This is a genomic window from Flexivirga sp., from assembly GCF_051955415.1.
GTDB lineage: Bacteria > Actinomycetota > Actinomycetes > Actinomycetales > Dermatophilaceae > Flexivirga.
The window spans coordinates 25,453-51,064 of sequence record NZ_JBQCGS010000009.1; the positions used below are offsets into that span (position 1 = coordinate 25,453).

The following is a 25,612-nucleotide window of genomic DNA, read 5'->3' on the forward strand; positions in this document are numbered from 1 at the left end:
TCACCTGACTACGACGACCGGGCAGTGCGCGTGCCGGACGCAGTAAGCACTCACTGACCCGAGCAACGCCTCCGCCACGGCACCGTGGCCCTGGCTACCGACGACCAGCGCCGCCGCGTGCTTCGCCGCCTCGACCAGCACCCTTCCGGCCCGGCCCTCGTACACCACGGCCTCGACCACGGCGTGCCCTTGCGGGACGTTCGCCTTGACCTTCTGGAGGACGGTTCGTGCCTCCTCGCCGGGTCTGAAGTCCGGCCAGACGACGGGAGCGCCATACGACGACGGCCACTGCCACGCGGTCACCAGGACGAGATCCGCGCCGATCTGCTCGGCGTAATCGGCCGCCCAGAGCACCGCCTTGTCTCCGTCCGCCGATCCGTCGACTCCGACGACGACGCGCTTCTTGTCACTCATTGCTGGTTTCCTCTCATGGCTGGTTTCCAGTGATCACTCTGGTCTGCCCTGCGCCGCAGTCGTAGGGACGAACGTCCCCGCTCTCTCGGCGGCGTATAACACAGCACGGCCGGGACCAGCATCATGGCGGCGTGGTCGTCCCGCAGCTGCCGTTTGCGGCGAAGACCGCCGAGCGCAACAAGCCGCCGACGTTGCCTGGAAAACCCCAGGGGTGACGAATGTGCACAAAAACATTCGCGTCACTCCCTGAGCCAGACGCGTCACGGTCCCGACGAGTCACGGTGTCACGTCGTGCTCGCCGCAGGTCGTCATGAAGAAGACCGTGATCCATACGTGGTGGTTGCGCCGTCGCACCGGAGGTGTGCCGTTGCGCCGCAACCCACTGTGCCGGAAGAGTGACCGGCTGCAGCAGATCTCAGCATGGGCATAGTTCGTCGCCGCGCTGCTGACCATTCCCGTCGTCAGCATCGCCGTCGTGCCGGCCATCGTCGACAGTTGGCAGTTACCAACCATGGCGCCCACGACCGCCGTGATGGAACACGTGGCGGAGGCGCCGGTTGTTGTCGGGTCCTCCCCCGCGGTCGACTTCCACCGGATGTATGCCGTTCAGGTGCATTGGATCACCAGCACGGGTTTTGTCCGACGCGAGTCGGTGAGAGTTGTCGCCGCACCCCGCCGGGGTTCCAAGATCCGTATATGGGCGACAGCGTCTGGCGACCGTGTTACGGCTGCGCGGCCCCGCGGCTCACGTGCGCTCGACACGAGCATGCTCATCATCAATGCCGCGGTGGACGTCTGCCTCGCCGCCTACGGAGCACACCGACTTCTACGGTGGCAGCTCGACCGACGTCGATTGCGTGCATGGGACGCCGAACTCGGCAAACTCCTGACGCGACGCTGAGCCTCAAGCGTCGCGGTTACCGCCCGGACTGTCCGGGACCTTCGACGCAGGAGCACCGGTCAAGGTGTGGTCTGGAGACATGAAACTGCATTCGGCCCGGTCCTGACATTGCGCCGCGGGCCGGCCGCGCTCGAGGACGAGAAGAAGCGACCGGCCCGTGGCGGGTCAGCGGTTCACGGAGCGATGTGAAGGTTGTTGTGCACCTTCGTGACACCGGGCGTGTTCCACGCAATGTGAGCGGCCTGGCTGCGTTCAGCCCACGTCCGAGCGGTTCCGGTCAACTCGATCTCGGTGCCGTTCGTATTGACGTGGATGTGGTCGGCTTCGACCTGGGCGCTGCGAACCAGGGCCGCTCGGTTGTTCTTCTTCGCCGTGTCTGTGGCGAAAGGAAGTTGCGGGACGATCTTGATGTCGTTCTGCACTGAGTAGACACCTGGCAGGTTCTCCATCAGCCGGCCGGCGATCTTGCGTTGGTAGTTCCACGGAACTGAACCCGTGAGCGTGACCTGGTGGTCATGGACGACGGCCTGCACGGTGTGCGGCACAGAGGAACTGCTTTGGAGTGCCTGTCGGGCGTGCGTGGCGATCCCGGTGTCGTCGCGGTCGGTGCGGCGGGATCGGACCACGATCTCGTCGGCGACGGAGGTCACGCCCGCGACCCGCAGAGCCGCAGCGACTGCGGCTGTCTTCTCGGGGTAAGTGCTCACCTCCCCCGACAGGGTGATCGCACCCCCGTTCACCGACACGCCGACGTGGTCGGCGTTGACATTGGAGGCCCACGAAAGTTCTTCCGTGACAACGGTCTTCAGCTGATGGTCGGTGGTTTGCTCTGTTTGTGCGTGTGTCTGTGTCATGTCTCCAGGCTGTGCCGGGCACGATCTGGCGGTCAGGGCCGAAGGTCCCGGGCCCCGGCGGGACAAGATCGACCAGCAGCCGGAGGCTTCAGTAGCGCACCCTAGGTGACTTCGGATCCCGCTGGGAAACGAGAACTGGCGGAGAGCCGGTAGGCGTGTGCTCGCGAACCTCCTGGCGGCCCAATGAAATACAGCATGTGCACAGAGACCCCGCCCCGAGACCATCAGGTCTCGTGGCGGGTTCGATATGTACTACAACCCGATCGGTACTACACGGTGTGCGGGACGGCCTTCCCCGAGACGCGCGTTGCGACGACCGACTCCCGCCGGGCGAGTGCCGCGTGCCGCAGACCGAACGCCGCGAGCGCCAGCATCAGTGCCGCACCGGCGAAGGCCGCGATCGCGGCATACCCGGCGATCGTGCCGATGGTTGCGAATGCGTAACCGTAGAGCAGCAGGCCACGGAGGGTGTCGCCCTGGAAGAGGGTGGTCTTGAGCTCGGTGAGCTGCTGGGTCTGCGCAGAGTTCGGGTTGGCCTTCGCAGCAGCCATCTGCGCCGCGCTCACCTGGGCGTACGTCTGCCCCTTCGCCGCCTCGTTCATGTGGGCGAGGATGAAGTGGTTGGCGTAAGCCTTGGCCTGCGGACCTGTGGTCATCGTCTGACCGGCGTACTTGCCGAGGTTGTCCTTCATGTCCTGCGTGGTGAGCGCAGGGCCGCCGGGCATCGTGATCGCCTGCGACGAGAGTTGCTGGTGCACCTCGTTGCCGATGAAGTTGTGGGCCCATGTGAGCATCCCACCGGCGACGAGCAGGACGACAGCGAGCCCGAGTCCCATCCATGAGACGAGTCTGTCGAGTGTGGAACGCATGGCCTTCTCCTTGAGTTTGAACGGAGGGACCTCGTTGGTCCCACTACTATGTTCCAACTGCCACGGGCTCCCACGTGAGGACGAAAGTCCCCAAAGCACAATGACCTTCGCCAGATCAATCTCTCCTGAGAAACAGCGACCAAGGTCCATGGCCGGGGCAACGTGTGTGCGCTCCTGATGAGAGAGATCGGTAACTTCTCGGCAAGCGTCGTCGTCATTCAGCGAGTACGACGGGGCATCGAGACAGCACCGAGCGCGAGGGCCGCCAGCGCGAACACCGTGAGCACCGCGACGTTCCGCAGCACATCCCCGGTAGGTGACGTCTGATCGCCGATGGCGTCGAGCGCACGGACGGCATACGTCATCGGCAGTATGTCGGCGAACACCTGCAGGCCGCGCGGCATCGAGTTGTGCGGAACGAGCAGACCGCACAGGTAGATCTGGGGACCGATCACCAGCGGCATGAACTGGACGGCCTGGAACTCCGTGCGTGCGAAGGCGCTGGCCAACAAGCCGGTGGCCACCCCGACCGCCGCGGAGACCGCGGCGACCAGCAGCACCCAGACGATCGGGCCGGCCGTGGTCACGGCGAGTCCCCACACACTCACGGCCACCAGCACGACGGACTGGACGGTGGCGGCCAGGGTGAACGAGATGCCATATCCAGCCAGGAGATCCGCACGGTGTAGCGGGGTTGTCAACAGGCGCTCCAGCGTGCCGGAGGTCCGTTCGCGCAGCATCGCCACCGAGGTGACCAGGAACATCACCAACATCGGAAGGATGCCGAGCATTGTCAGTGCGATTCGATTGAACACGGTGCCGCCGCCATACACGAAATAGAGCAGCGTCAACAGCAGAGCCGGCACCACGACGATCAGCGCCACAGTGCGTGGGTCGGCACGCAGCTGCTGCAGGATGCGGCGAATGGTGGCGCCGAGGATCCGCGCGTTCACGTTGTTTCCCCGGAGCGGATGAGCCGCAGGAACGCCTCGTCGTATGACGACGCGGCGGTTCGGTCGAGCAGTTCGGCAGGAGACAGCTGGGCGAGCAACCGGCCGTCGCGCAACAGCAGCACGCTGTCGCACCGCGCGGCTTCGTCCATCACATGACTCGAGACGAGCAACGTCGCGCCCTGCGCAGCCATCGACTGCAGCTGACGCCAGATCTCCTCGCGGGTGACGGGGTCGAGACCAACCGTCGGCTCGTCGAGCACCAGCAGCGCCGGCGCACCGACGAGCGCACAAGCAAGTGACGCGCGGCTCGCCTGCCCGCCGGACAGCCGATCCACCCGATGCCCGGCCAGGTCGGCGAGCCCCACAGCTGCGACAGCCCGGTCGGCGCTCTCCCGCGAATGCCCTTGCAGTGCCGCGAAATACGTCGCGTTCTGCGACACAGTCAACTCGCGGTAGACGCTCACCGCCTGAGTGACGTATCCGACTTGATGTTGCAGAGCGGCAGACCCGGGCTGCTGCCCGAGAACGGTGAGTTCGCCTGACGCCACGCGTTGTACGCCGACGATCGAGCGCATCAGCGTCGTCTTGCCGCACCCGGAGGGACCCATGAGGCCCACCACCGCACCCGCGGGCACGTCGAACGTGAGGTCGTGCAAGACCGGGTGGCTGTGCAGCGACACGTCGAGATGCCGTGCGCGGATCGCGGGTTGCGTCTTCACAAACCGAGTGTCCACCCCCGAGGCCGTCAGGTCGCGAAGGTACGCAACAGGTCGACGGCGCCGAAACTACGGCCGGTGAGCGTCTCCGGGTGGATCCGCACCAAGTGAGGCTTCGCACCCGGCTCCCAGGGGAAGACCGGCAGTCGCAACAGGTCCAGGACCTCATGCAGTCGAGCAACCTCGGTCGCGACACCGGTCACGACCACACTCCATGCTGTCTCGGTCTCGGCGTCGAAGCCGTCGGCCTCGAAGCAGACGTGCTCGCCGACTGCGGCGTCCAGCTTGGTGCCCGAGCCCGTCCGGAAGAGGATGTCGCCCTCGTGGACGGAGTGGTTGACCGGGTAGATCTCCGGACGTCCGGCGACGACCACGCCGAGCCGGCCCACCGGGGCCTTCGTGAGCAGGTCAATGCACTGCTCGGTGGTCAGTTGCTGGGTGCGTGAGTGTGTCGATGTCTGCATGGTCACAGAATCGCTTCTGAACTGCCTTGGTCGACAGGGTCTTTGGTCCCGGGGTGTCGTGCCAGCGGACGATGCGGTACGACGCCGCCACCGTCCAGTGCCGCAGTCCCGTGCACGGTACGACGGACAACCGTCAGTGCCAGCACGAGAGTTCCGATCGAGCAGACGGCGAGCAACCACATTCCGACGGAGTACGAGCGCGTGGTGCTGTAGATGTACGCCATCACCAACGGCGGCACGAAACCGCCCAGGCCACCGGCTGCACCGACGAGTCCGGTGACTCCGCCGACCCGGGCCTGGTCAGTTACCTGGGCGATGAACGCGAACGTCGCCCCCGACGCGGCACCCAGCGCCGCGGCCAGGGCCAGGAACACGGGAGTCCCGTAACCCTGCAGCGGAGGTTCCCCGGCCGCGATGGCCGCGCACCCAGCCACGAGTGCGAAGCAGCTCGCGAGAACGGGGACGGAGCCGAGCCGGTCAGCCAGCGTGCCACCGACTGGCCGCATGATCACCGCGACGACGACGAACCCGGCCATCCTGGTCGCTGCATCCGCCGCCGTGAGCGTGTAGGTGTTCTTCAGGTAGAGCGGCAGGAAGACCGAGAACGCCACATAGCCGCCGAAGCCGACCGTGTACAGCAGCCCGGCCTGCCAGGTGACCGGAAGTTTCGCGGTGCCGACGAGCCGTTTGACCAGCGGTGTCTTCGGGATGACGCGCCCCGGCGCGTCGCGCCGGAGCAGGCGGGCGGTGACGGCATAGAGCGCCAGCGCGACGGCGACGACGACGAACGGTGTCGCCCCGCCGTGTGTCTTGAAGAGGCTCACCGTCGTGAATGCGCTGATCGCTGTGCCACCCATGCCGACGCCGAAGACACCGAGCGCCATACCGCGCTTCGCCGGAGGGAACCAGCCGTTGACGAAGGGCACACCCACCGCGAACGACGTGCCGCCGATGCCGAGGAACACGCCGGCGACCAGCATCGCCACATACGAGGTCTGCGCCCAGAAGCCGAGCACCAGAACCGGTGCGATGGTGGCCGCGGAAACCAGCGGGAACATCACGCGGCCGCCGTACTTGTCGGTGAGCGCACCGACCGGGATCCGGCCGATCGACCCGACGACCACCGGAACGGCGACCAGCAGACTCGCCTGTCCGGCGGTGAGCGGGTGGTGGTCGCTGAACGGCAACCAGTGCAGGGCCTTGTCGTAGGCCGCCGGAGCGAGCTTGTTCCTGTCAGGACTGAAGAGCGGTCCGAGCGGGCTGATCAGCGCCCACGCCCAGAAGTTGATCGCGAATCCGACTGTCACGAGGACAAGTTGGAACCACGCGGCCCGGCTCACCGGTTCGGCGGCTTCGCAGCCCTCCCTTCTGTGCCGCCGCGAAGGCTTTGCCGAGGTGGTGGACGTGAACATGGTGAGCTCCTTGGGCCACAGTGCGAAAGTGATGGTCCGACACGGTTGTTCGAACCTATCCACTGTCGCCGGTGCGCAATCCGTCCGACATGGACCAAAGTCCCGGAACCCAGAAATGTGCGAAATGCGTTGCTTCTCAGTCGATCTGGCGCCGCGTGAACAAGTAGCTGCCTGCCGTGGTCAAGAGCACGGCGACGATCGTCGTCGCAGAGATCGTCGCGACATCGAGGTGGCTCGCCGGGAAGGTGGCGAGATGGTCGAAGGGTGACCACGTGCGCGCCCACGCCGGCAGAGAGAGAAGACCACCGAACTACGCAGCCGCCGGCGGCTCAGCGGGGTGGCGAGCAGCTGATCCAGCCGTCGAGCGCGTTCCTCCGCGGCGAGGTGGCCGGTGACGGCGATGCCGGCTGCCGTCGCGATCAGCGCACAGACCGAGATCTCGGTCGCCAGATAGAGGTTGATGAAGGAGCCATGCCCGCCACCGAGCGTACGGAGCATGTTCTGCACCGCGGAGTCTGCCGACTCCGTCAGAGTGCTGCTCAGGCTGCCCACGACGAGCCCGAGCAGACCGAATCACACCAGCCACCCGGCGACCGTGCCGCGCAACAGCCGCCACGTCAGGCCGGGAGCTCCCCGGATCCGTCCGCTCGCCCGCCCCCGACGCGGTGGCACGAGGCCGGCGCCGAGGTCTCTGCGGTCCAGAAGGAGGTAGGCCGCCTGCACCAGGAGCGCGAAGACGATCAGGCCGGGCACGACGATCCAATAGTTGTTCTGCGCAAACGGTGCCGACTTCTCCGCCCATCCGATCGAGCTGAGCCAACTCAGCCCTGGATCGGTCGTGTCACCGATCATGCGAACCAGGTAAAGGATGCCGAGCGCACCGAGACCGAGCTGCCCGGTGCCGCAGGTGCTGGCCGCCATCTGCACGCTGACTGCTGCGATCCCGGCGCCCGTCAATCCCACGACCGTCAGGCACAAGCCGAAGTCCACGGCACCGCTCACCGGCGCGCCGACGAGGCACAGCCCGATCGCAGACAGTGCGGTGCCGGCGAGAACCGTTCCCGTCGCGAGCACGAGCGCAGCGCTCAGCGCAGCGTGCCGGCCGACGACTTGCCCGCCGATCAGCTCGGCCAACCCGGATTCTTCGTCGGCTCGCGTGTGCCGGCGCACGATCACCTGGGCCAGGATCGCGACGGCGATCCCGGCCGGCACCAACGCCTTGGAGACACCGATGGCGTCGATGGATGCCGCATGCGGCAACTGGCCGTAGACGGCCACGAACGCCGAGTTGCGCATCGTGGCGAGCAGCCCGGCCGGGACAGCCGTGCCTGGCGGATAGAGATTGCGCGTGGCGCGGTCTGAGGCGGTGACCAGGAAGGCGACCAACAGCAGCGTGATGGTGATCATCGCCCGGTCCCTGCGTAGCGCGACCTTCAGCAATGTAGGGGTCCCGGCGAGGCGGTTCATGATGTCGTCCGGAACTGCTCCAGGAACAGCTCCTCCAGCGAGGGAGGCGAGCACACCATCGCGGTGATGCCGTACCCGTTCAACGCGGTGACAAGTGGACCCACCTTCCCGGGGACGGCAGTGAAGGTCAGTCGGTGGTGCGCCGGACCCGGGCCGGGCAGGTCGGAGAGTGCGATGTTCTGCAGCCCCTCGAGAACGGTGAGCTCACTCTGCGTCGGAGCGGTGCGCAAGTCCATGCGCACCTTGGTCCTGGCCAGGCTCCGCAGGTGCTGCAGACTGCCGCTGCTGACGGCCACCCCGGCGCGCAGCATGGACACGGAGTCGGCAACCTCGTCCACATCGCTGAGGATGTGACTGGACAGCAACACGGTCTGGCCGGCCTGCTTGCGCTCAGCGAGGACCTGCTGGAAGACCCGCGTCATCAGCGGGTCCAGGCCACGCGTCGGCTCGTCCAGCAACAGCAGGCGGACGTCGGCGGCCAACGCGGCCACGAGGGCCACCTTCTGTCGGTTCCCGGTCGAGTAGGTGTGCCCTTTGCGTGTCGGGTCCAGCTCGAAGCGTTCGATCAGCTGGTCACGTCGTGCACTCGCCACGCCCCCTCGCAACGAGCCGAGGAGGTCGATCGCTTCACCACCGGTCAGGTTCGGCCACAGGGCGACCTCGCTGGGCACGTAGGCCAAGTGCCGATGCAACGACGTCGCCTGCGTCCACGGGTCGAGCCCGAGGACACGGGCGCTGCCGGAATCGGCACGCAGCAAACCGAGCAGGATGCGGATGGCGGTGGACTTCCCGGCACCGTTCGGTCCGATCAGTCCGTGCACCTCCCCTGCCGCCACTCGCAGGTCGAGCGCAGCGAGTGCCGTGGCGTCGCCATACCTCTTACGTAATCCGCGGATGGTGATCGCGTCGGAGGTGGTCACGTCGGTGGCGGTGGCCCGTGCGGTGACGACTGGCATGAGTTCCTCCTGAGAATGATGTCGTGCCGGCTCAGCGGCTGAGAACGACCTTGAGCGCGTCGGTATCGGCGGCTCGGGCGAAGACGTCATACGCCTCCATGAATTCGTGCAGCGCGAAGTGGTGGGTCACGAACCGGCCGGTGTCCAGCAGCCGTTGCTGCAGCAGTCGCAGGAGTGTCGGAGTCGAGTACGTGTCGACCAGCCCGGTCGTGATCGTGATGTCGCGCGGCCACAGCTGCTCGAGGTGCAGGGTCGCCGGGCCGCCGTGGACGCCGACGTTGGCGACCCGTCCGGCAGGCCGGATCAGCTGCGCGCACAGCTCGAAGGTCTCGTTGGTTCCGACCGCTTCGATCGCGACGTCCGCACCGAATCCGTCGGTCAGCCCACGGACGACCGCGAGGGGGTCCTCGTGGGAGTTGTCGACCACGATGTCGGCACCGAATCGTCGAGCGGCGTCCAGCCGTGCAGTTGCCCGGTCGACAGCGATGATCCGGGACGGACTGAACAGCCGTGCGCTCTGTATGACGGACAGGCCTATCGGGCCGGCCCCGACCACGACAACCGTGTCGCCGGGCTCGACACGACCGTTACGGACACCGACTTCGTAACCAGTGGGTCCGATGTCGGCGAGCATCAGGGCTTCCTCGTCCGTGACTTCCGGCGGGAGGAGGTACGTCGAGCGATCGGCGAACGGGAGCCGTACGAACTCTGCCTGAGTGCCGTCGATCGTGTGCCCGAGGATCCAGCCTCCGCCGCCCTGACACAACCCGTAGCGCTCTCGCCTGCAATAGCTGCAGCTGCCACACGCGGAGATGCAGGAAACCAGCACTCGGTCCCCGATGCCGCCGGCGGTGCCGGAACCCGCAGCGACCACAGTTCCCACCGCTTCGTGACCGAGGATCCGGCCGGGTGTCACCTCCGGCACGTCGCCGCGCAGGATGTGCAGGTCTGTTCCGCAGACAGTGACGGCGTCTACCCGGACGACGACGTCGGTGCTGGCCTCGATCACCGGCCGTGGCACTTCGTCCCAGGACATCCGGCCCGCGCCGTGGTACACGACGGCGTGCATCATGTCGCCACCTGGTGACGACACCGATCGTCCTGGTGTTGTTGCTGATTCGCTGCTGATGGTCATGAAGAGCCCCTCGCACGGACCCGACACGGACCCGTCACCGACGAGTACACGCTCGGCGAGAGGTGGCGCCCAGGGACCAATGGCCCGTCTTCCGCTGACGGAAGGACGTTCGTCCCTGGTCGGCGGGAGGGGCTCGGTCGACGCTTGAGCGGAGACAGCACAACGGAAGGGGTTTTCCCATGAACGCCACCACTGTCCCCCTCGGGGCGGTTCTGGTCGGGTTGGACGAGTCTGCGGAGAGCGCACGAGCGCTCAGCTGGGCCGCCACCGAAGCTCGCCGGCGTCGCTGGCCGTTGCACCTGATGCACGTGGTGAACGACGAGGCCTGGGTCTATTCGATCTCCGACACGACGCGTCAGCCGATGCGGCGCGTCGTCCGCGACGCCCTGGTGATGATCAGCGACTGGCACCCCGACCTGGAGGTGAGCTGGTCACAGCCCGCCGGGGACCCGGCCGTTCGGCTCGCGGCCGGCGCCCGGGCCGCCCGGGTGGTCGCCGTCGGTTCGCACGGGCGCGGGGCTGTGAGGGACGCGCTGCTCGGGTCGGTGAAGACCCACCTCTTCGCGCAGACCCGATGCCCGGTGACCGTCTTGCGAGCGGACACCCCGATCCCACGCCCTGATGCGCCCGTGGTCGTCGGTGTGGATTACGGCAAGTCCCTCACAGAGGTACTCGAGGCCGGGTTCGAACAAGCCGCGAGCCGACACGTCGACCTGGTCGTCGTGCACAGTTGGCAAGTGGACGCCTCCACGATCGTGGACGGCCTTGAACTGCAAGGCCTTCCGATCGAAGAGGTCCAGGAACACCAAGCCGCGCTCCTGCGGCGGACAGTCGCGGCCCTGGCGCGAAGCCACCCGGGGGTCGAGGTCAGCACTCACGCCGTGCATGGCGGCGCCGCTGAAGTCCTGAACCACTACAGCACCGGTGCGGCCCTGCTCGTCGTCGGATCGCGGGGCCACGGCGGAATCAGCGGTGCCGTCCTCGGGTCCGTCAGCCAGAGCGCCGTCCGGTCCGCCAACTGCCCGGTCCTCGTCATCCGCGGGGGCCGAACGGCGATTGCCGTCGCCCCGGACGCGAAGGCAGCGAGCGCGCACTCATGAGCACGGTCGAGAACGCCGGCACCGCGGGCACGGATCCGTCGCGTCCAGTGGCGCAACGGATGGAAGACCACAACCAAGCGGCGGTCCCGACCCACGCGATCGTGGTGGGCCTGGACCACTCGCCGCACAGCGCGGCCGCTCTCGAGTGGGCCGCCGCCGAGGCCGTGACCCGCGGACTCCCCCTGCATCTGATGCACATGGTCCAGCCCCCGCTATGGCCCGATGCGCCCGGGTTGAGTCAGTTCGAGGAGAAGCCGACGGCTTGTGTCACGCAGGCCCTGCGGGCCCTCGCCGACAGCTGCGCCGGACTCGCCGTGACGTGGAGTCAGCCGTACGGCTCGCCGTTGCCCGCACTGACCTGGGCGTCCCGTTTCGCCACGCTGATCGTCGTGGGCACTCGCGCACACGGACCGCTTCGGCAAGTCGTGACGGGGTCGACCGCTGTCGGGCTGATCGCCGACGCGCGCTGCCCGGTCGTCGTGGTGCGGACCGCACCCGGCGGTAAGCGGTCAGGACCTGTAGTCGTCGGTCTGGACGGCGGCAGGAACGACCGCGAGACGCTGCACGCGGCGTTCCAGGAGGCGGAGTTGTTCCAGCGAGCCCTGGTGGCTGTGCACGCGACCGACTACGGGTTCCTGGAACACGCCGATGTCGAGCGCCTGGTTGCCGCCGAACAGCAGCGTCACCCCCGGATAGCGGTGAAAGTCCGCTTCCCGCAGGGCGATCCCACCGAGTTGATGGTCGCGCACAGCGCGGAGGCATCGTTGCTGGTGCTGGGTTCGCACGGCCGTCACGAGGCTGCGAGCTTCGTGTTGGGCTCCGTCGGTCAGGGTCTCCTGCGGCGTGCCGCGTGCCCGGTGCTGGTCGCCCGCAGCGGCACTGTGCGACTCCCCGGGGCCGGGTCCGGGTCGGAGACCGTGGACGCCGAAGGCGACCGTGATGACGGGTAATACGACACCAGTCATCCTGACCTTCGAGGGCGCCGCGGGCGGCGTCACCGGGAGCGGGTTCCTGCTCCGCCGCGAGGTCGCGAAGTGCTGGTCGACTGCGGCATGTATCGGGGGATCGGCAGCAGCGACAACACAATTGGAAGCCGCTGCCGTGGTCCTGGAGTCTACCTACGGGGACCGCACGCACCCACCCGGTTGCACCGGCGCACGACATACTCGCCCAGACGGTGCGTGACACGATCCGGCGAGGCGGGTCGATCCTGATCCCGCCCTTCGCGCTGGACCGGACCGAGATCGTGCTGCGAACGCTGGACGACCTCACCCGCCCCGGTTCGACCGCGAAGGTGCCGTGTATGTCGACAGCCCGATGGCGCTGGCAGCGTGGGTGATCTCGATCTGCGCCTGGCGCGGAGCGCTGAAGAGTCCATCGCCCTCAACACGCCACCCCAACCTTCGATCATCGTGTCGGCCTCCGGTATGGCAGCCGGCGGTCGCGTCGTGCACCACCTGCAGAGCGTGCTTCCGCATGCCGACAACGCGGTGGTCCTCACCGGATACCAGGCGTGCGGGACACCGGGCCGACTGCTCGGCGACGGCGCAACCGAGCTGAGGTTGTACGGCCGTTACGTCCCGGTTTGGGCGCAGATCGTTGCAGCCGAGGGATCTCCGTACACGCCGATGCGCACGAGCTCCTGTCCTGGGTCCAGGAGATGCCTACTCCGCCCGAATTCGCCTACCTGGTGCACGGCGAAGACGCATCGCGACGGGCGCTGGCCCAACGGATCTGTAAGCAGACCGGATGGTGTGTGGTGGTGCCGCGCCTAGGAGAGACCGTCCGCCTCGACAGCTGACCGGCTCCGGTCACACCGGCTTCGGGCCCTCGCCGGCGCTGCGTGCGCTCGAGCCGACCCCGCCCTGCACCGTGATCCGCCGCCCGGTGATCGACTCCGGCTCGATCCGCAGGAAACACGGCTTCGGACCGCCCTGCCAAGGGAAGATCGGGAGCTGAAGTGCGTCGACCACCTCGTGCATGCGGTCGACGGTCCGCGCGACACCCTTGATGACGGCGCTCCATGCCTGCGCTGCCTCGACGTCATACCCGTCGACCTCGAACGCAACCGGCTGCCGGTCGGCGGCGGCCAGTTTGGTGCCCGTGCCGGTTCGCACCACGACCGTGCCGTGATCGACGACGTGGTTCACCGGAAAGATGTCGGGACGGCCGTCGACAAGGACCGCGAGCCGACCGACCGGGACGGAGCGCACGAGCGCCCAGCACTCGGATGCCGGCAACTCGACCGTACTTGTGTCAGTGATCTTTGAGTCAGTGTTCTTGTAGTTCATGCCATCGACGCTGCTCTCTACAGGGCTGCCGGTCCAGGGTCATTGGTCCCGCCGCCGTGCCTCGTCGGCGTGAGTGGCCGCGAACACAGCGGCCTGAGTGCGCCGTTCCATGCCGAGTTTGGCGAGCAGGGCGGTGACGTAGTTCTTGACCGTCTTCTCGGCCAGGTGCAGCGTCTCCGCGATCTGCTTGTTCGTCATACCCTGCGCGATGTTGTCCAGGATGCGGCGCTCCTGCGGGGTCAGCAGCCGCAACCGCTGATCGTTCGTGTCGGGTGCCTGCCACGAACGACGCAGCCGCTGGACCTCGTCGTCGCGAAGCAGATTCTGCCCCGCCGCAACCGAGCGCACCGCATCGGCCAGGCTCGGGCCTTTGATGTCCTTGAGCAGGTATCCGGCAGCACCGGCGAGCACCGCGGCCTGCAGCGCCCCCGCGTCGTTGTATGACGTGAACATGAGCGCCTTCATGCTGGGGAGGGCGGATCGAGCGTCTCTGCACACGTCGATTCCGGAGCCGTCAGGCAGCCGAACGTCGAGCAGGGCGACATCGGGTTGAGAGATGACGATCTCCCGAAGGGCCTGGCCGGCACTCGCCGCTTCACCCACCACGGTGAAATCGGGTTCGATGTTCAGCAGGTCACGTATGCCGCGGCGGACCACCTCGTGGTCGTCCAGCAGGAAGATGCGAATCGTCATCAGAGCATGCCCTCCCTCGTCGCTGTTGCTAACGCGCTGTCGACAGGAATGCGCCAGTCCAACTCGGTGCCGGCCGTGCCGCTCGGTTGGACCGTGAGCGCGCCGTCGCGCGCTCGGGCGCGCCGGTCGAGGTTGTCCAAGCCACTTCGGCGGGTGCCGGGTGGCAGGCCGATGCCGTTGTCCCGCACCCGCACGACCAATTCCTCATCGCAGACGATGTCCACCGATGCGCTGTCGGCGCGCGCATGCCGAGCGATGTTCGAAAGCCCCTCCCGCACCACCGCCAACACATCAGTGACGACACCCGCCGGCAAGCGATCGACCGGCCCCTCGATCCTGATCTCGGGTCGGAAGCCCAACGCCTCGGTCAGATCCGTGATCAACGTTTCCACCGCCTGCCGGGCGGTCGACGATCCGACGTCGTGCAACTCGAAGATCGCGTGCCGGATGTCCTTGATCGCGCGATCGAGGTCATCAACCGCGTCGTCGACCCGAGCGCGCACCGTCGGATGGGTGGCCAAGTGGCTTGCAGCCTGCAGGGACAACCCGGTCGCGAAGAGCCGCTGGATGACGTGATCGTGCATGTCGCGCGCGATCCGGTCGCGGTCCTCCAGGAGAACGAGCCGCGACCTGTCGCGTTGGGCCCGTGCCGCGGTCAGTGCCAGACCGGTCTGTCCGGCGAGTCCGCCCAGCAGCTCCAGCATCTCCGCCGCCAGGGAGGCACTGTCCTTGTCCCAGACAACGACGAGCACGCCGACATCCTCGGTGCCGACGACGACGGGCAACACAGCGACCTCACCATTCCCGTCCCCGAGCACGGATTCCAACTCGGCGAGGAGATCTTGCTCCTCTTCCGACGCCGGAGTGTCCGAAACGCCCAGCAGCACCGGCTCGCCCTTCTGCACGAGGCTCCGCCAGCCGGGGGCGAGCAGCACCGTGTCGCATGCGCCCCCGTTCGCCTCGACGTCGCAGGTGACGACGTGCAGGTTGCCGAGTTCGTCATGCAATGCGACGAAGCCGTTGCGCGCATAGGAGTGCTCCACCCCCTCCGCCACGAGGAAGCGCATCGCGTCACGTTCGGAGGATCCCTCCAGCAGCCGCTGGCTGAGCTCGCTGCTGGTTCCGACCCACGCACGCTGCCGACGCGACCGCTCGTACAGGCGCGCGTTGTCGATCGCGATGCCGGCGGCCGCCGCTAGTGCGACCAGGATGGCTTCGTCGTCCTCGGTGAACTCGCCGCCGTCGGCCTTCTCGGTGAGGTAGATGTTGCCGAAGACCTCGGACCGGATCCGGACCGGTGCGCCGAGGAAGCTATGCATGGCGGGGTGATGGGGCGGAAACCCGTAGCTCGCCGGATGGTTCGCCAGATCGGTGAGCCGCAACGGGCGAGGCTCGCGGATCAGCAGACCGAGAACACCCTTGCCGTGCGGCAGGTCCCCGATCGCCGTCCGCTCCTCCGGGGTGAGACCCAGGGTGAAGAATTCGATCAGGTGCTCGCGATCGCGGTCCAGCACACCGAGAGCGCCGTACTTGGCGTCCACCAGTTCACAGGCGGCGCGCACTATTCGCGTCAGGACGTCACTGAGTTCGAGATCAGCGGTCACTGCGACGACCGCGTCCAACAGGTGCGCCAACCGCTCGTGTGACCGGCTCGACGCTTGCGCGCGCGCCCGAAGCTCTCCGATCAGATCATCCAGCTCGAGTGCGGCCGGGGCGACCAGTGACGGACCACTGTCAGAACCATCTTCTGGGCTCATACCGACACGGTAGTTCGCCGGATTCGTCGGCGACACCCAGCGGGCGGAATCGGGACCTTTGGCCCTCCGAGCGAGGCGAAGGCTCGTCCATCCTGAAGTTGTACCCAACGACCAGTACTCGATCGAGGAGGAATCATGACCGGCCACGTCCCACAAGGCGCCGTCGTTGTCGGCGTCGACGGATCTGCGCAGGGCTGGCATGCCCTTCGGTGGGCCGCCGACCGAGCACAACAGGCCGACAACCCCCTGCACATCCTCCATGCCGAGGGGACGCTGTTCTCCCACTACTCCTCGACGGCGGATGTCGAGCCGATCGACAACATCAGCGATGAAGCCGTCAGCATGCTGGCTGACCGGAACCCCTCACTTGCAGTCACCTGGTCGCAGCCGGCGGACTCGCCGATCGCGGCGCTGGTCGACGCATCGAGGTTCGCCAGCGAGGTTGTACTGGGCACCAGAGGAGTCGGCGCGGTTCGCGGTGCCGTCCTCGGCTCGGTGACGACACGGGTCTCCGGCGCGGCCCACTGCCCCGTCCTGATCGTCCGTGCACCGGTCACAGACAAACAGGCCAACGGCCCGGTCGTCGTCGGTGTCGACCTTCGGCCCGACGGGGTCGCGGCGCTCGAGTTCGCTTTCGCCGAAGCCGATCGCCGTAAGGTGCCACTGATCGCCGTGCTGTGCTGGCAACTCGACCGGTTCGACTTCGCCAGTGGCATCCCGATGCCTGGTGGCAACATGGAGGCAGCCCACCAGCAGCACCGAGCGCACTTGGCGAAGGCGCTGGCCGGCCCGTCCGGCCGGTATCCGAACGTGCAGGTCACGGCTCACGACGAATGCGCGCCGACGGCTGACGCACTCGTCGAACGTAGCGTCAACGCGTCGCTGCTCGTGGTGGGTACCCGAGGCCACCGCGAAATCGCCGGCCTCGTTCTCGGAGCAGTCAGTCAACGGGTGATCCGCCGGGCCGTGTGCCCGGTCGCCGTGGTCGCTCACGTGAGTCAAGCCACTGCCCCGCGTGGTGGACATACCGATGACGAGACCTTCGTCTCTCGTCACGGAACACCAGCCGGATCAGCCTGACCTTGCAGCCAGGCCCGCCACGACGGGCCGACTGATGGGGGGACCGATGGGTCGGTAGCACCGCGAGGTGCTGCCGGCCCGTCAGCACGCGGGAAGAGATTTTGGGCCGAACTCGCCCCATCGGGGTTCCTGCGGGTGGATGATCGACTCGACTACCTGCCCTCGCGCACGGCGTCCGCACCGGCGCGCACAACGACCTTCTCGGCCGCCCGTGCACACCGGTCTCAGCTCACGTCAACGGAGGCGGCATACAAGCAATTGGTCGCGCCGACCGGCACCTTCGCGATGCACATGCTCAAGGCGTCGACGGCCGGGGTCAGGAGCGTCAGCGCGAGTGAAACGAGTTACACACGAACCGAGAACACGTTGCGAGCACTGGGATCCGACCGTGACACGCTCGGGCAGCAACTGGCCGCAGTGATCCTCGGCGCCAACGAGGCTCACGGCGCTCAGTCGGTCGGCCGCCTCGCGGACCTGACGTCGTCCGCTGCTCGATGGGAGGTAGGTGCCGGCGCGATGGGCTGACTCATCGGACGACCTGCCCTACAGTGTTGCGGTTCAGCGTCACAGTCGTCACACGTGTCACGAGGTGGATCGTCCTCATGAAGCAGATCGCGTCACTCACCCTCGCCGGCGTGGCGGTGCTCGCCCTCAGCAGCCTCGGCCCGGTGGCCGCGGGCACGGCGGCGAGCACCGCCCATGCGGCCACCTCGAGCTGCTCGGTGATCACCATCCGGTATGGCGACTCGCACCACGCACTGGTCAGGACTCTGCAGCAACGGCTGGGCGGGCTGACCGCCGACGGCTACTTCGGCAACGCGACCCTGCTGAAGGTCAAGGCGTTCCAGACCGGGCGCGGCCTGGTCGCCGACGGCGTCGTCGGTCCGATGACGTGGGACCTGCTGGGCGGGTTTCCGGGGTGCACGACGGTCACCGGTTACGTGATGGCCGACGCGGGTGCGGCCGGATCGAAGGCCACCATCCGGTCCGGTCCCGGCCTGAAGTACAACGTCGTCGGCAGCTACGGTCCGCACGCCCAGGTGACCGGCACCCGCGTCGGCACGGGCCCGTGGCTGCGCACCAGTCTCGGCTACGTGCACAAGGGCAATCTGGAGACCTCGACGTCGGACCCGTCGTCGATCAACGGCCGGATCCCCGCGGGCAACCTGTGCCAGGTCCCCGCGGCATACAACTCCCCGGACCGCTTCGACCCCGGTTACACCGCGACGACGCCGCGCTATCTCAATTGCGACGTCCAGCCCTACCTGGTTGCCATGGAGAACGCCTACAAAGCACAGTTCGGCCACTACGCCGCGATCGACCTGACCTACCGCAGCATCAACGAACAGTGGTACTGGTACGACAAGTTCGGCAGCCCGCGCGCGGCATACCCCGGCACGTCCAACCACGGCTACGGCATCGCGGTCGACTTCCGCGAGACCGACCAACCGGGCGAGGAGTTCGGCTGGGGCGGCGCCGGCCAGAAATGGTTGTCGGCCAACGCCCAGCGGTGGGGTTTCACCAACCCGTTCCCCTATGGCACCGACGGCGAGAGCTACCACTTCCAGTTCGTCGGCTGATCGCTGCGCCCGGCTCCGTCGTCGAAGAGCCGCACGGTGCCGATGAACCGTCGCTCGCCATCGACGACCGGTGCACCCGGAATCGCCTCCGCCGTTGGCTGCATCGGCGATCTGGTCGTCAGCCGTGCCGCGACGGCCTCGCCACGGTTGACCAGTTGGGATCGGTAGATGGTCCGGTCGTCATGCCGGACGATCAGGTAGGCGAGTCCGACCGCCACCATCGCCGGCGCCAGGATGGTGAGGTTGCCGGTCATCTCGGCGACGACCCCGAGTGCGTCGGCCAGTTGCGCGACGGTCATCGAGCGGTGGATGTCGATCAACACCAGGGCACGGAACTGCGGCAGCGTCACCTCCGGTTCCAGGCCGGCCAGCGCGCCCGCCGCGACCGCCACGAAGACCCGGTTGGCGGCGAGGACCGCGTCGACGATGTCGGCCTGTCCGGCCAGCATGCTCGCCGCGTCGTCGTCCGCGAGTTCGGCGTCGATCGAGCGGGACACGGAATCATGACAATCGGCCATGTGTGCAGCATAGAGCAACTATTGCACTGTGCAGTGATGCGTGCCGTCCAGCCGGAGTTCAGCTGCGCATGCCAGGGTCGCCGCATGCATCGATGGCACGGGGCGCTCGTCGGGGGCATCGGCGGGGGCATGGTCGCGTTGAGCCTCACGGCGTGCTCGGCGGCGCCGGCCGCCAAGCCCAAGCCGGCCGAGCCGGCGACTCCGGCGTCGCTCAATCGGATTGGCACGCCGATGGATTCGAAGATTCCGGAGTGGGTTCGCGATCTGTCGTTCACCGCCAGCGCCGGCCAGCGGGTCAGCCTGGAGGATCTGGCCGGGCGCACGGTGGTGCTCTCGGACGTCATGACGCTCTGTCAGGAGACGTGCCCGATCGACACCGCGACGCTGGTCCAGACCGCCCGGGCCGAGCAGAGCACGAGTTCCGGCCGGCCCCCGCTGTTCGTGTCGCTGACCGTCGATCCGGCCCGGGACACCACCGCACAACTGGCCGCCTATCGCAAGCTCTTCACCCGTCCGCCCTCGGACTGGCAGGCGTGGACCGGCAGCGCCAAGAACGTCAAGGCACTCTGGGACTACTTCGGTGTATGGCGCAAACGGGTCCCCGACGCCACGGGATCCGTCCCGCACAACTGGCGCACCGGCGCTGCGCTGACCTATGACGTCCAGCACTCCGACGAGGTGTTCTTCATCGACGCCGCCGGCGACGAGCGCTTCGTGCTGGAGGCCGCGCCCTACGCCCGGGCGGGCTCCGTGCCGCCGAAGCTGCGCTCCTTCATGGACGCGCGAGGCAGGAGGACGCTCGACTCCCCCGCGCACACCGCGTGGACCGAGTCGCAGGCGCAGACCGTGCTGAACTGGGTGCGGCGATGAATCCCGTTCCTGACGTCAGTCCGGATCACCCTCGTGCACATAGGGATACAGGTGCGTCCGGTTCTCGTCGACCTGCAGCGTCCGTCCCGCGAACGGCACCGCCCGCTGGGGGCAGGCCGGGCGTTCGCAGACGCGGCAACCCATGCCGATCTTCGCCCGCAGGGTGCGGTCCTGCAGGTCCAGGCCGGCGGCATACACCGTTTGCGGCGCATAGGACAGGTCGCAACCGAGACCGACCGAGAACGTCTTGTTCGGGGCGCGGAAACCCACCGCGCCACTGGTGACCGTGCGCGCGATCCACAGATAGGCGCGCCCGTCGGGCATCTCAGCGATCTGCCGCAGCACCTGGCCGGGACGGGTGAAGGCGTCATACACCGTCCACAAGGGGCAGGTGCCGCCGGTGCGTGAGAAGTGGAAGGGTGTCGCCGACTGCCGCTTGGAGATGTTGCCGGCGCGATCGACGCGGACCAGCGCGAACGGGATGCCCGAATCATCCGGCCGTTGCAGCGTGTTCAACCGGTGGCAGATCGTCTCGAAACCGACGTCGAACTCCTCCGACAGCATCTCGATGTCGTAGCGCAGCCGTCGTGCGGCGGTGAGGAACGTGCGGTAGGGCAGCAGCAGCGCCCCGGCGAAGTAGTTGGCCAGCCCGATCCGGGTCAGCCGTGTCGTCACCTCATCGGCGTACGGCGCGGTGAACAGGTATGCCGCGATCTGCTCCTCCATCGTCAGCAGGGCGATCTGACTGGCCAGCTGGAATGCCTTCTGCGCCGGCCTCAGCTCGGCGGCCACCAGCAGCCGCCGCTCCTGCGGTTCGAACAACCGCTGACCGTGCAACTGCTCGCGGGGGCGCTCGACGACATCGACACCGAGCGTCTGCAGGTGGGCGCGGACCTGCTCGTAACGGGTGCGAGGGCGCAGCTGCAGCCGCGCGGCCAACTCCTCCGCGCCGCGGTCCAAGCTGTCGAAGTAGTTGCGGTGCAGGGCGATGAAGTCGCGCACCGCCTCGAACGGCATCACGGGCCCGATGTCGTCGTCGCGGTCGCCGCCGAGCCGCAGCTCCAGCGCCTCGATGCGCTCACGGTCGGCGTTGCGGCCGCCGGCCAGGCTCAACAACGCCGACGCGACACCGGGCAGTTGATCGGCGACCAGGCGCACCTCGGACAACGACAGCGCACGCAGCTCCGGGTGCTCGGCGAAACTGTCGACCAGCGCGGCCGCGGTGCGCGCCCTGGGGTCGATCGTCAGCTCCTGCACCTCCACGCCGAGCACGGCCGCGATGCGCGTGCGCAGCTGTGGTGTCAGCACCCGCGCGTTGTGCTCGATCTGGCTGAGGTAGCTGGCCGAGATCGCGCACCGCCGCGCCAGAGCCGCGCCGGTCAGACCCGCCTCCTCCCGAGCACGGCGCACCACGAACCCGGCGTACTCCCCAGTGACCACGCGTCAATCTTCGCAAAGTTCGCAACGGCACTGCCCAAACTGTCGCAACTTCGCAGCAGGGCGCTGGTTTCCGCGACGGAGCTGTTTGCTTATGTTGTGAAGGACGCAAGGAACCCCGACAACTCGACCGACAAGCCCACAAGGAGTCGTCATGGCCGACACAGCCACCACCCCGAAACCGAAGAAATCCGTCGCGCTCTCGGGGGTGCCGGCAGGCAATACCGCCTTGTGCACCGTCGGTCAGCACGGCAACGACCTGTCCTACCGCGGATACGACATCAACGACCTGGCCGAGAACTGCAGCTTCGAGGAGGTCGCTCACCTGCTGATCCACGGCACGCTGCCGACCGCCGCCCAGCTGGACACCTACCGGGCGCAACTGAAGGCCAAGCGCGCGTTGCCGCTCGCGGTCCGCGAGGCGCTCGAGGCGCTGCCTGCAGCGAGTCACCCGATGGACGTCATGCGCACCGGCGTCTCGGTGCTCGGCTGCACCCTGCCGGAGAAGGACGACCACAACGACGCGGACGCCCGCGACATCGCCGACCGGCTGATCGCATCGCTCGGTTCCATGCTGCTCTACTGGTACCACTGGACCCACAGCGGCAAGCGGATCGACGTGGAGACCGACGACGACTCGATCGGCGGGCACTTCCTGCACCTGCTGCACGGGACCGCGCCGACCGACGAGCAGGTCCGCGCGATGAACATCTCGCTCAACCTGTACGCCGAGCACGAGTTCAACGCCTCCACCTTCACCGCCCGCGTCATCGCCGGAACCGGCTCGGACCTGTACTCCGCGATCACCGGTGCGATCGGTGCCCTGCGGGGGCCGAAGCACGGCGGCGCGAACGAGGTCGCACTCACCATCCAGCAGCGCTACGCCACCCCGGACGAGGCGGAGACCGACATCCGCGAGCGGGTCGCCCGCAAGGAGGTCGTGATCGGTTTCGGCCACCCCGTCTACACCATCTCCGACCCGCGCAACAAGATCATCAAGAAGGTCGCCCAGGACCTGTCCGAGGGCACCGGTGACGAGCGGCTCTTCGCCGTGGCCGAGCGCATCGAGTCGGTCATGTGGGACGCCAAGAAGATGTTCCCCAACCTCGACTGGTTCAGCGCGGTCAGCTACCGCGCCCTCGGGGTGCCGACGGACATGTTCACCCCGTTGTTCGTCATCTCCCGCACCACCGGCTGGGCCGCGCACGTCCTCGAGCAGCGCGCGGACAACAAGATCATCCGGCCGAGTGCCAACTACGTCGGCCCGGAGGACCAGAAGTTCGTCCCCCTCGCCGAGCGCTGATCCCGTCGGTCGAGTAGGGCGAGCCGCTAGGCGAGCCCGTATCGAGACCTTATGACCGACATACTTGGTCTCGATACGCTCCTTCGTCGCTACTCGACCAGCGTGCCCACGTCGGTCGAGTAGGGCGAGCCGCTAGGCGAGCCCGTATCGAGACCTCGTGACCGACATACTTGGTCTCGATACGCTCCTTCGTCGCTACTCGACCAGCGTGCTTCTTCGACATACACCCCATCCACGATTGGCGAACAGCTTTGTCCAGCAGTGAAAACGACTCCACCACAACGAAATCCGCGACCGGCGGCCGCGCCTGGGACGACGTCCTGGTCGACATCGTCGACTACGTCCGCGACTACCGGATCGACTCCGAGCTCGCGCTGAGCACTGCCCGCAACATCCTGATCGACGCGCTCGGCTGCGGACTGGAGGCCCTCGAATACCCCGCCGCCACCAAGTTGCTGGGCCCGATCGTGCCCGGCACCGAGGTGCCCAACGGCGCCCGCGTCATCGGCACCAACTACGTCCTCGACCCGGTCCAGGCCGCGTTCGACAACGGTGCCCTGGTGCGCTGGCTCGACTTCAACGACACCTGGCTGGCCGCCGAGTGGGGCCACCCCAGCGACAACGCGGGCGCCATACTCACCGTCGCCGACTGGATCTCCCGCGAGCGCGTCGCCCGCGGCGAGGAGCCGTTGACCATGCAAGCCGTCATCGAGGGCATCGTCAAGGCGCACGAGATCCAGGGCGTCATCGCGCTCGAGAACTCCTTCAACGCGGTCGGTCTCGACCACGTCATCCTGGTCAAGGTCGCCAGCACCGCCGTCGTCTCGACACTGCTCGGCCTGAACCGTGAGCAGACGCTCGCCGCCGTGTCGCTGGCCTTCGTCGACGGCCAGTCGCTGCGCACCTACCGCCACGCACCCAACGCCGGCAGCCGCAAGAGCTGGGCCGCCGGCGACGCGTGCAGCCGGGCCGTGAAACTCGCGTTGATCGCGCGCACCGGCGAGATGGGCTACCCGACCGTGCTGACCGCGCCGACGTGGGGCTTCTACGACGTGAGCTTCGGTGGCAAGCCGTTCACGTTCCAGCGGCCCTACGGCTCGTATGTCGCCGAGAACGTCCTGTTCAAGATCAGCTACCCGGCCGAGTTCCACAGCCAGACCGCGGTCGAGGCCGCGCACACGCTGCGGGACCGGCTCGAGGCCGCCGGCAAGACGATCGACGACATCGACGAGGTGACGATCCGCACCCACGAGGCGTGCATCCGGATCATCGACAAGCAGGGCCCGCTGAACAACCCGGCCGACCGGGACCACTGCATCCAGTACATGGTCGCCGTCCCGTTGATCTTCGGTCGGCTCACCGCCGCGGATTACGAGGACGACGTCGCCGCCGACCCGCGGATCGACGCGCTGCGCGCCAAGATCCATTGCGCCGAGGATCCGCAGTTCACCAAGGACTACCACGACCCGGACAAGCGCAGCATCGCCAACGCGCTGACCGTGAAATTCACCGACGGCACCTCCCTGGACGAGGTCGTCGTGGAGTACCCGATCGGGCACCGACGCCGCCGGGAGGAGGGCCTGCCGCTGCTGGAAGCGAAGTTCCGCCGCAATCTGGCCCGCCGCTTCGACGAGACCCGCCAGCAGCGGATCGCCGAGGTGTCGCTCGACCAGGACACACTCGCCGCCACCCCGGTACACGAGTATGTCGACCTCTTCGTGACAGCGGACAACGATTTCGGGAAGGGCGCCTGATGCAGGCCTCGACGAGGCAGCAACTGCGTGCACTGGTCGACGAGCGGGCCGGTGTCGTCGTGCCCGGATCGTTCAATCCCTTGTCGGCGAAGGTGATTCAGGACCTGGGCTTCCGGGCGTCATACGTCACCGGTGCCGGGGTGACCAACATGTCGCTCGGCCTTCCGGACCAGGGCTTCATGGGGCTTGCCGAGATCGCCGACCACACCGCCCGGATCCGCGACGCCGTCGACCTGCCGCTGCTGGTCGACGCGGACACCGGCTTCGGCAACGCGCTCAACGTGCGGCACACCGTGCGGGTGCTGGAGCGAGCCGGCGCCGACTGCATCCAGTTCGAGGACCAGGTCGCACCGAAGCGATGCGGCCACTTCGAGGGCAAGTCGGTCATCTCCGACGACGAGGCCGTGAACAAGATCAAGGCCGCCGTCGACGCTCGGCGTGACGACGACCTGCTGATCATGGCGCGCACCGATGCCGCCGCCGTGCACGGTTTCGAGGCGGCCGTGGAGCGGGCGCGAGCGTTCGGCGAGGCCGGCGCGGACATCCTCTTCGTCGAGGCGCTGACCGACCGTGAGCAGGTGTTGAACCTGCCGAGCCTGGTCGAGCAGCCGCTGCTGGCCAATCTGGTCATCGGTGGCAAGACGCCGATGGTCTCGGCACCGGAGCTGGCCGAAGCCGGTTACGGCATCGTGCTCTACGCCAACGCGGCGCTGCAGGGTGCGGTCTTCGGCATGCAGAACGCCCTCACCGCGCTGCGCGACCGCGGCCGCGTCACCGAGGAGGACAACCTGGTCGTCGGCTTCGCCGAGCGGCAGCGCCTGGTCGACAAGCCGATGTGGGACGCCCTGAACGACCGCTACGCCTGATTCCCCTGCTTCGCCTCCTCCACAGGACGCCAGCGGCATACCGGCCGCTCACCGAACGGACACCATACGACTGAGAGGACACGTTGTTGGGCCCCCCATGGGGCCCACCACCACCGTCCCCTCTCTGTCTTATGGTGTCGGTTCGTTGAGCGGCCGGTATGCCGCTGGCGTCCTGTGGAGGAGGCGAAGCAGGGGAATCAGGCGTAGCGGTCGTTCAGGGCG

The 25,612-nt window shown here is 67.5% G+C and carries 28 protein-coding genes and 1 pseudogene; 13 read left to right on the top strand and 16 right to left on the bottom strand.

Annotation, left to right across the window (positions count from 1 at the left end; translation table 11 throughout):
• Nucleotides 1-414: a universal stress protein gene (locus ACTHL4_RS01015; protein WP_440280865.1), complete on the bottom strand. Its 414-nt coding sequence runs from the start codon at nt 412-414 to the stop codon at nt 1-3.
• Nucleotides 415-690: 276 nt separating this feature from the next.
• Nucleotides 691-900, bottom strand: a complete 210-nt coding sequence (locus ACTHL4_RS01020) for a hypothetical protein (RefSeq protein ID WP_440280866.1) — start codon at nt 898-900, stop codon at nt 691-693.
• Here ACTHL4_RS01020 and ACTHL4_RS01025 point away from each other — a divergent pair.
• The gene (locus tag ACTHL4_RS01025) at nt 890-1,315 is read left to right on the top strand and encodes a hypothetical protein (RefSeq protein ID WP_440280867.1); all 426 of its coding nucleotides are present in this window, start codon (nt 890-892) and stop codon (nt 1,313-1,315) included. The two genes, ACTHL4_RS01020 and ACTHL4_RS01025, sit on opposite strands and share 11 nt — an antisense overlap.
• Nucleotides 1,316-1,488: 173 nt before the next feature.
• On the opposite strand, the gene ACTHL4_RS01030 is transcribed toward ACTHL4_RS01025, so the two are convergent.
• The 9 genes from ACTHL4_RS01030 to ACTHL4_RS01070 all read right to left on the bottom strand — a co-directional run bounded on the left by ACTHL4_RS01030 (nt 1,489) and on the right by ACTHL4_RS01070 (nt 10,078).
• Nucleotides 1,489-2,169 (bottom strand): BON domain-containing protein, encoded by a 681-nt coding sequence (locus ACTHL4_RS01030; RefSeq protein ID WP_440280868.1) that lies wholly within the window; start codon nt 2,167-2,169, stop codon nt 1,489-1,491.
• Nucleotides 2,170-2,438: 269 nt separating this feature from the next.
• A complete protein-coding gene (locus tag ACTHL4_RS01035) occupies nt 2,439-3,038 on the bottom strand; it encodes a hypothetical protein (protein ID WP_440280869.1) in 600 nt (199 codons plus the stop codon).
• Nucleotides 3,039-3,256: 218 nt separating this feature from the next.
• A complete protein-coding gene (locus ACTHL4_RS01040) occupies nt 3,257-3,991 on the bottom strand; it encodes an ABC transporter permease (protein ID WP_440280870.1) in 735 nt (244 codons plus the stop codon).
• Complete coding sequence (locus ACTHL4_RS01045) at nt 3,988-4,710, bottom strand: ABC transporter ATP-binding protein (protein WP_440280871.1); 723 nt, start codon at nt 4,708-4,710, stop codon at nt 3,988-3,990. Before ACTHL4_RS01045 ends, ACTHL4_RS01040 begins: the two co-directional genes overlap by 4 nt.
• Before the next feature lie 26 nt (nt 4,711-4,736).
• Entirely contained in the window at nt 4,737-5,171 is a 435-nt protein-coding gene (locus ACTHL4_RS01050; protein WP_440280872.1) for a pyridoxamine 5'-phosphate oxidase family protein, read from the bottom strand.
• Nucleotides 5,172-5,173: 2 nt separating this feature from the next.
• The gene (locus ACTHL4_RS01055; protein ID WP_440280873.1) at nt 5,174-6,478 is read right to left on the bottom strand and encodes an MFS transporter; all 1,305 of its coding nucleotides are present in this window, start codon (nt 6,476-6,478) and stop codon (nt 5,174-5,176) included.
• A gap of 678 nt (nt 6,479-7,156) precedes the next feature.
• Complete coding sequence (locus ACTHL4_RS01060) at nt 7,157-8,050, bottom strand: hypothetical protein (RefSeq protein WP_440280874.1); 894 nt, start codon at nt 8,048-8,050, stop codon at nt 7,157-7,159.
• Nucleotides 8,047-9,006, bottom strand: a complete 960-nt coding sequence (locus ACTHL4_RS01065; protein WP_440280875.1) for an ABC transporter ATP-binding protein — start codon at nt 9,004-9,006, stop codon at nt 8,047-8,049. The genes ACTHL4_RS01060 and ACTHL4_RS01065 overlap by 4 nt, the downstream gene beginning before the upstream one ends.
• 31 nt (nt 9,007-9,037) lie before the next feature.
• Nucleotides 9,038-10,078 carry a zinc-binding dehydrogenase gene (locus tag ACTHL4_RS01070; RefSeq protein WP_440280876.1) on the bottom strand — a complete coding sequence of 347 codons (1,041 nt, stop codon included), beginning with the start codon at nt 10,076-10,078 and terminating at the stop codon, nt 9,038-9,040.
• 242 nt (nt 10,079-10,320) lie between these two features.
• On the opposite strand from ACTHL4_RS01070, the gene ACTHL4_RS01075 reads away from it, so the two are divergent.
• The 5 genes and pseudogenes from ACTHL4_RS01075 (at nt 10,321) to ACTHL4_RS01095 (ending at nt 13,042) form a co-directional block, all read left to right on the top strand.
• The gene (locus ACTHL4_RS01075) at nt 10,321-11,241 is read left to right on the top strand and encodes a universal stress protein (protein ID WP_440280877.1); all 921 of its coding nucleotides are present in this window, start codon (nt 10,321-10,323) and stop codon (nt 11,239-11,241) included.
• Nucleotides 11,238-12,191 (top strand): universal stress protein, encoded by a 954-nt coding sequence (locus tag ACTHL4_RS01080; protein WP_440280878.1) that lies wholly within the window; start codon nt 11,238-11,240, stop codon nt 12,189-12,191. Before ACTHL4_RS01075 ends, ACTHL4_RS01080 begins: the two co-directional genes overlap by 4 nt.
• Before the next feature lie 227 nt (nt 12,192-12,418).
• Nucleotides 12,419-12,580, top strand: a complete 162-nt coding sequence (locus ACTHL4_RS01085) for a hypothetical protein (protein ID WP_440280879.1) — start codon at nt 12,419-12,421, stop codon at nt 12,578-12,580.
• Nucleotides 12,573-12,716: pseudogene (locus ACTHL4_RS01090) on the top strand (hypothetical protein); the annotation flags it as partial. The gene ACTHL4_RS01085 and the pseudogene ACTHL4_RS01090, both read left to right, overlap by 8 nt.
• A gap of 185 nt (nt 12,717-12,901) precedes the next feature.
• Complete coding sequence (locus ACTHL4_RS01095; protein ID WP_440280880.1) at nt 12,902-13,042, top strand: MBL fold metallo-hydrolase RNA specificity domain-containing protein; 141 nt, start codon at nt 12,902-12,904, stop codon at nt 13,040-13,042.
• A 10-nt stretch (nt 13,043-13,052) separates the two neighbouring features.
• Here the strand turns inward: ACTHL4_RS01095 and ACTHL4_RS01100 are convergent, their stop codons facing one another.
• From ACTHL4_RS01100 to ACTHL4_RS01110, 3 genes are read right to left on the bottom strand one after another with little or no spacing between them, the layout of a single operon-like run.
• Nucleotides 13,053-13,532, bottom strand: coding sequence for a pyridoxamine 5'-phosphate oxidase family protein (locus tag ACTHL4_RS01100; RefSeq protein WP_440280881.1), 480 nt, complete (start codon nt 13,530-13,532; stop codon nt 13,053-13,055).
• A 39-nt stretch (nt 13,533-13,571) separates the two neighbouring features.
• Nucleotides 13,572-14,225, bottom strand: a complete 654-nt coding sequence (locus tag ACTHL4_RS01105; protein WP_440280882.1) for a response regulator — start codon at nt 14,223-14,225, stop codon at nt 13,572-13,574.
• On the bottom strand, nt 14,225-15,982 hold the full coding sequence (locus ACTHL4_RS01110) for a GAF domain-containing protein (protein ID WP_440280883.1): 1,758 nt from the start codon (nt 15,980-15,982) through the stop codon (nt 14,225-14,227). Before ACTHL4_RS01110 ends, ACTHL4_RS01105 begins: the two co-directional genes overlap by 1 nt.
• A 135-nt stretch (nt 15,983-16,117) precedes the next feature.
• Here ACTHL4_RS01110 and ACTHL4_RS01115 point away from each other — a divergent pair, with 135 nt between their 5' ends.
• The 3 genes from ACTHL4_RS01115 (at nt 16,118) to ACTHL4_RS01125 (ending at nt 18,642) form a co-directional block, all read left to right on the top strand.
• Nucleotides 16,118-17,062 (top strand): universal stress protein, encoded by a 945-nt coding sequence (locus tag ACTHL4_RS01115; protein ID WP_440280884.1) that lies wholly within the window; start codon nt 16,118-16,120, stop codon nt 17,060-17,062.
• A 135-nt stretch (nt 17,063-17,197) separates the two neighbouring features.
• A complete protein-coding gene (locus ACTHL4_RS01120; protein ID WP_440280885.1) occupies nt 17,198-17,587 on the top strand; it encodes a hypothetical protein in 390 nt (129 codons plus the stop codon).
• A 77-nt stretch (nt 17,588-17,664) separates the two neighbouring features.
• Nucleotides 17,665-18,642, top strand: coding sequence for a peptidoglycan-binding protein (locus ACTHL4_RS01125; protein WP_440280886.1), 978 nt, complete (start codon nt 17,665-17,667; stop codon nt 18,640-18,642).
• Here the strand turns inward: ACTHL4_RS01125 and ACTHL4_RS01130 are convergent.
• A complete protein-coding gene (locus ACTHL4_RS01130; RefSeq protein WP_440280887.1) occupies nt 18,618-19,160 on the bottom strand; it encodes a hypothetical protein in 543 nt (180 codons plus the stop codon). The two genes, ACTHL4_RS01125 and ACTHL4_RS01130, sit on opposite strands and share 25 nt — an antisense overlap.
• A gap of 84 nt (nt 19,161-19,244) precedes the next feature.
• On the opposite strand from ACTHL4_RS01130, the gene ACTHL4_RS01135 reads away from it, so the two are divergent.
• Nucleotides 19,245-20,030 carry an SCO family protein gene (locus ACTHL4_RS01135; protein ID WP_440280888.1) on the top strand — a complete coding sequence of 262 codons (786 nt, stop codon included), beginning with the start codon at nt 19,245-19,247 and terminating at the stop codon, nt 20,028-20,030.
• A gap of 15 nt (nt 20,031-20,045) precedes the next feature.
• Here the strand turns inward: ACTHL4_RS01135 and ACTHL4_RS01140 are convergent, their stop codons facing one another.
• A complete protein-coding gene (locus ACTHL4_RS01140) occupies nt 20,046-21,470 on the bottom strand; it encodes a helix-turn-helix domain-containing protein (protein ID WP_440280889.1) in 1,425 nt (474 codons plus the stop codon).
• Nucleotides 21,471-21,621: 151 nt separating this feature from the next.
• Here ACTHL4_RS01140 and prpC point away from each other — a divergent pair, with 151 nt between their 5' ends.
• The 3 genes from prpC to ACTHL4_RS01155 all read left to right on the top strand — a co-directional run bounded on the left by prpC (nt 21,622) and on the right by ACTHL4_RS01155 (nt 25,390).
• Nucleotides 21,622-22,770 (top strand): bifunctional 2-methylcitrate synthase/citrate synthase, encoded by a 1,149-nt coding sequence (prpC, locus tag ACTHL4_RS01145; RefSeq protein WP_440280890.1) that lies wholly within the window; start codon nt 21,622-21,624, stop codon nt 22,768-22,770.
• 251 nt (nt 22,771-23,021) lie between these two features.
• Nucleotides 23,022-24,524: a bifunctional 2-methylcitrate dehydratase/aconitate hydratase gene (locus ACTHL4_RS01150; RefSeq protein WP_440280891.1), complete on the top strand. Its 1,503-nt coding sequence runs from the start codon at nt 23,022-23,024 to the stop codon at nt 24,522-24,524.
• Complete coding sequence (locus ACTHL4_RS01155; protein WP_440280892.1) at nt 24,524-25,390, top strand: isocitrate lyase/PEP mutase family protein; 867 nt, start codon at nt 24,524-24,526, stop codon at nt 25,388-25,390. Before ACTHL4_RS01150 ends, ACTHL4_RS01155 begins: the two co-directional genes overlap by 1 nt.
• Nucleotides 25,391-25,612: the final 222 nt, after the last annotated feature.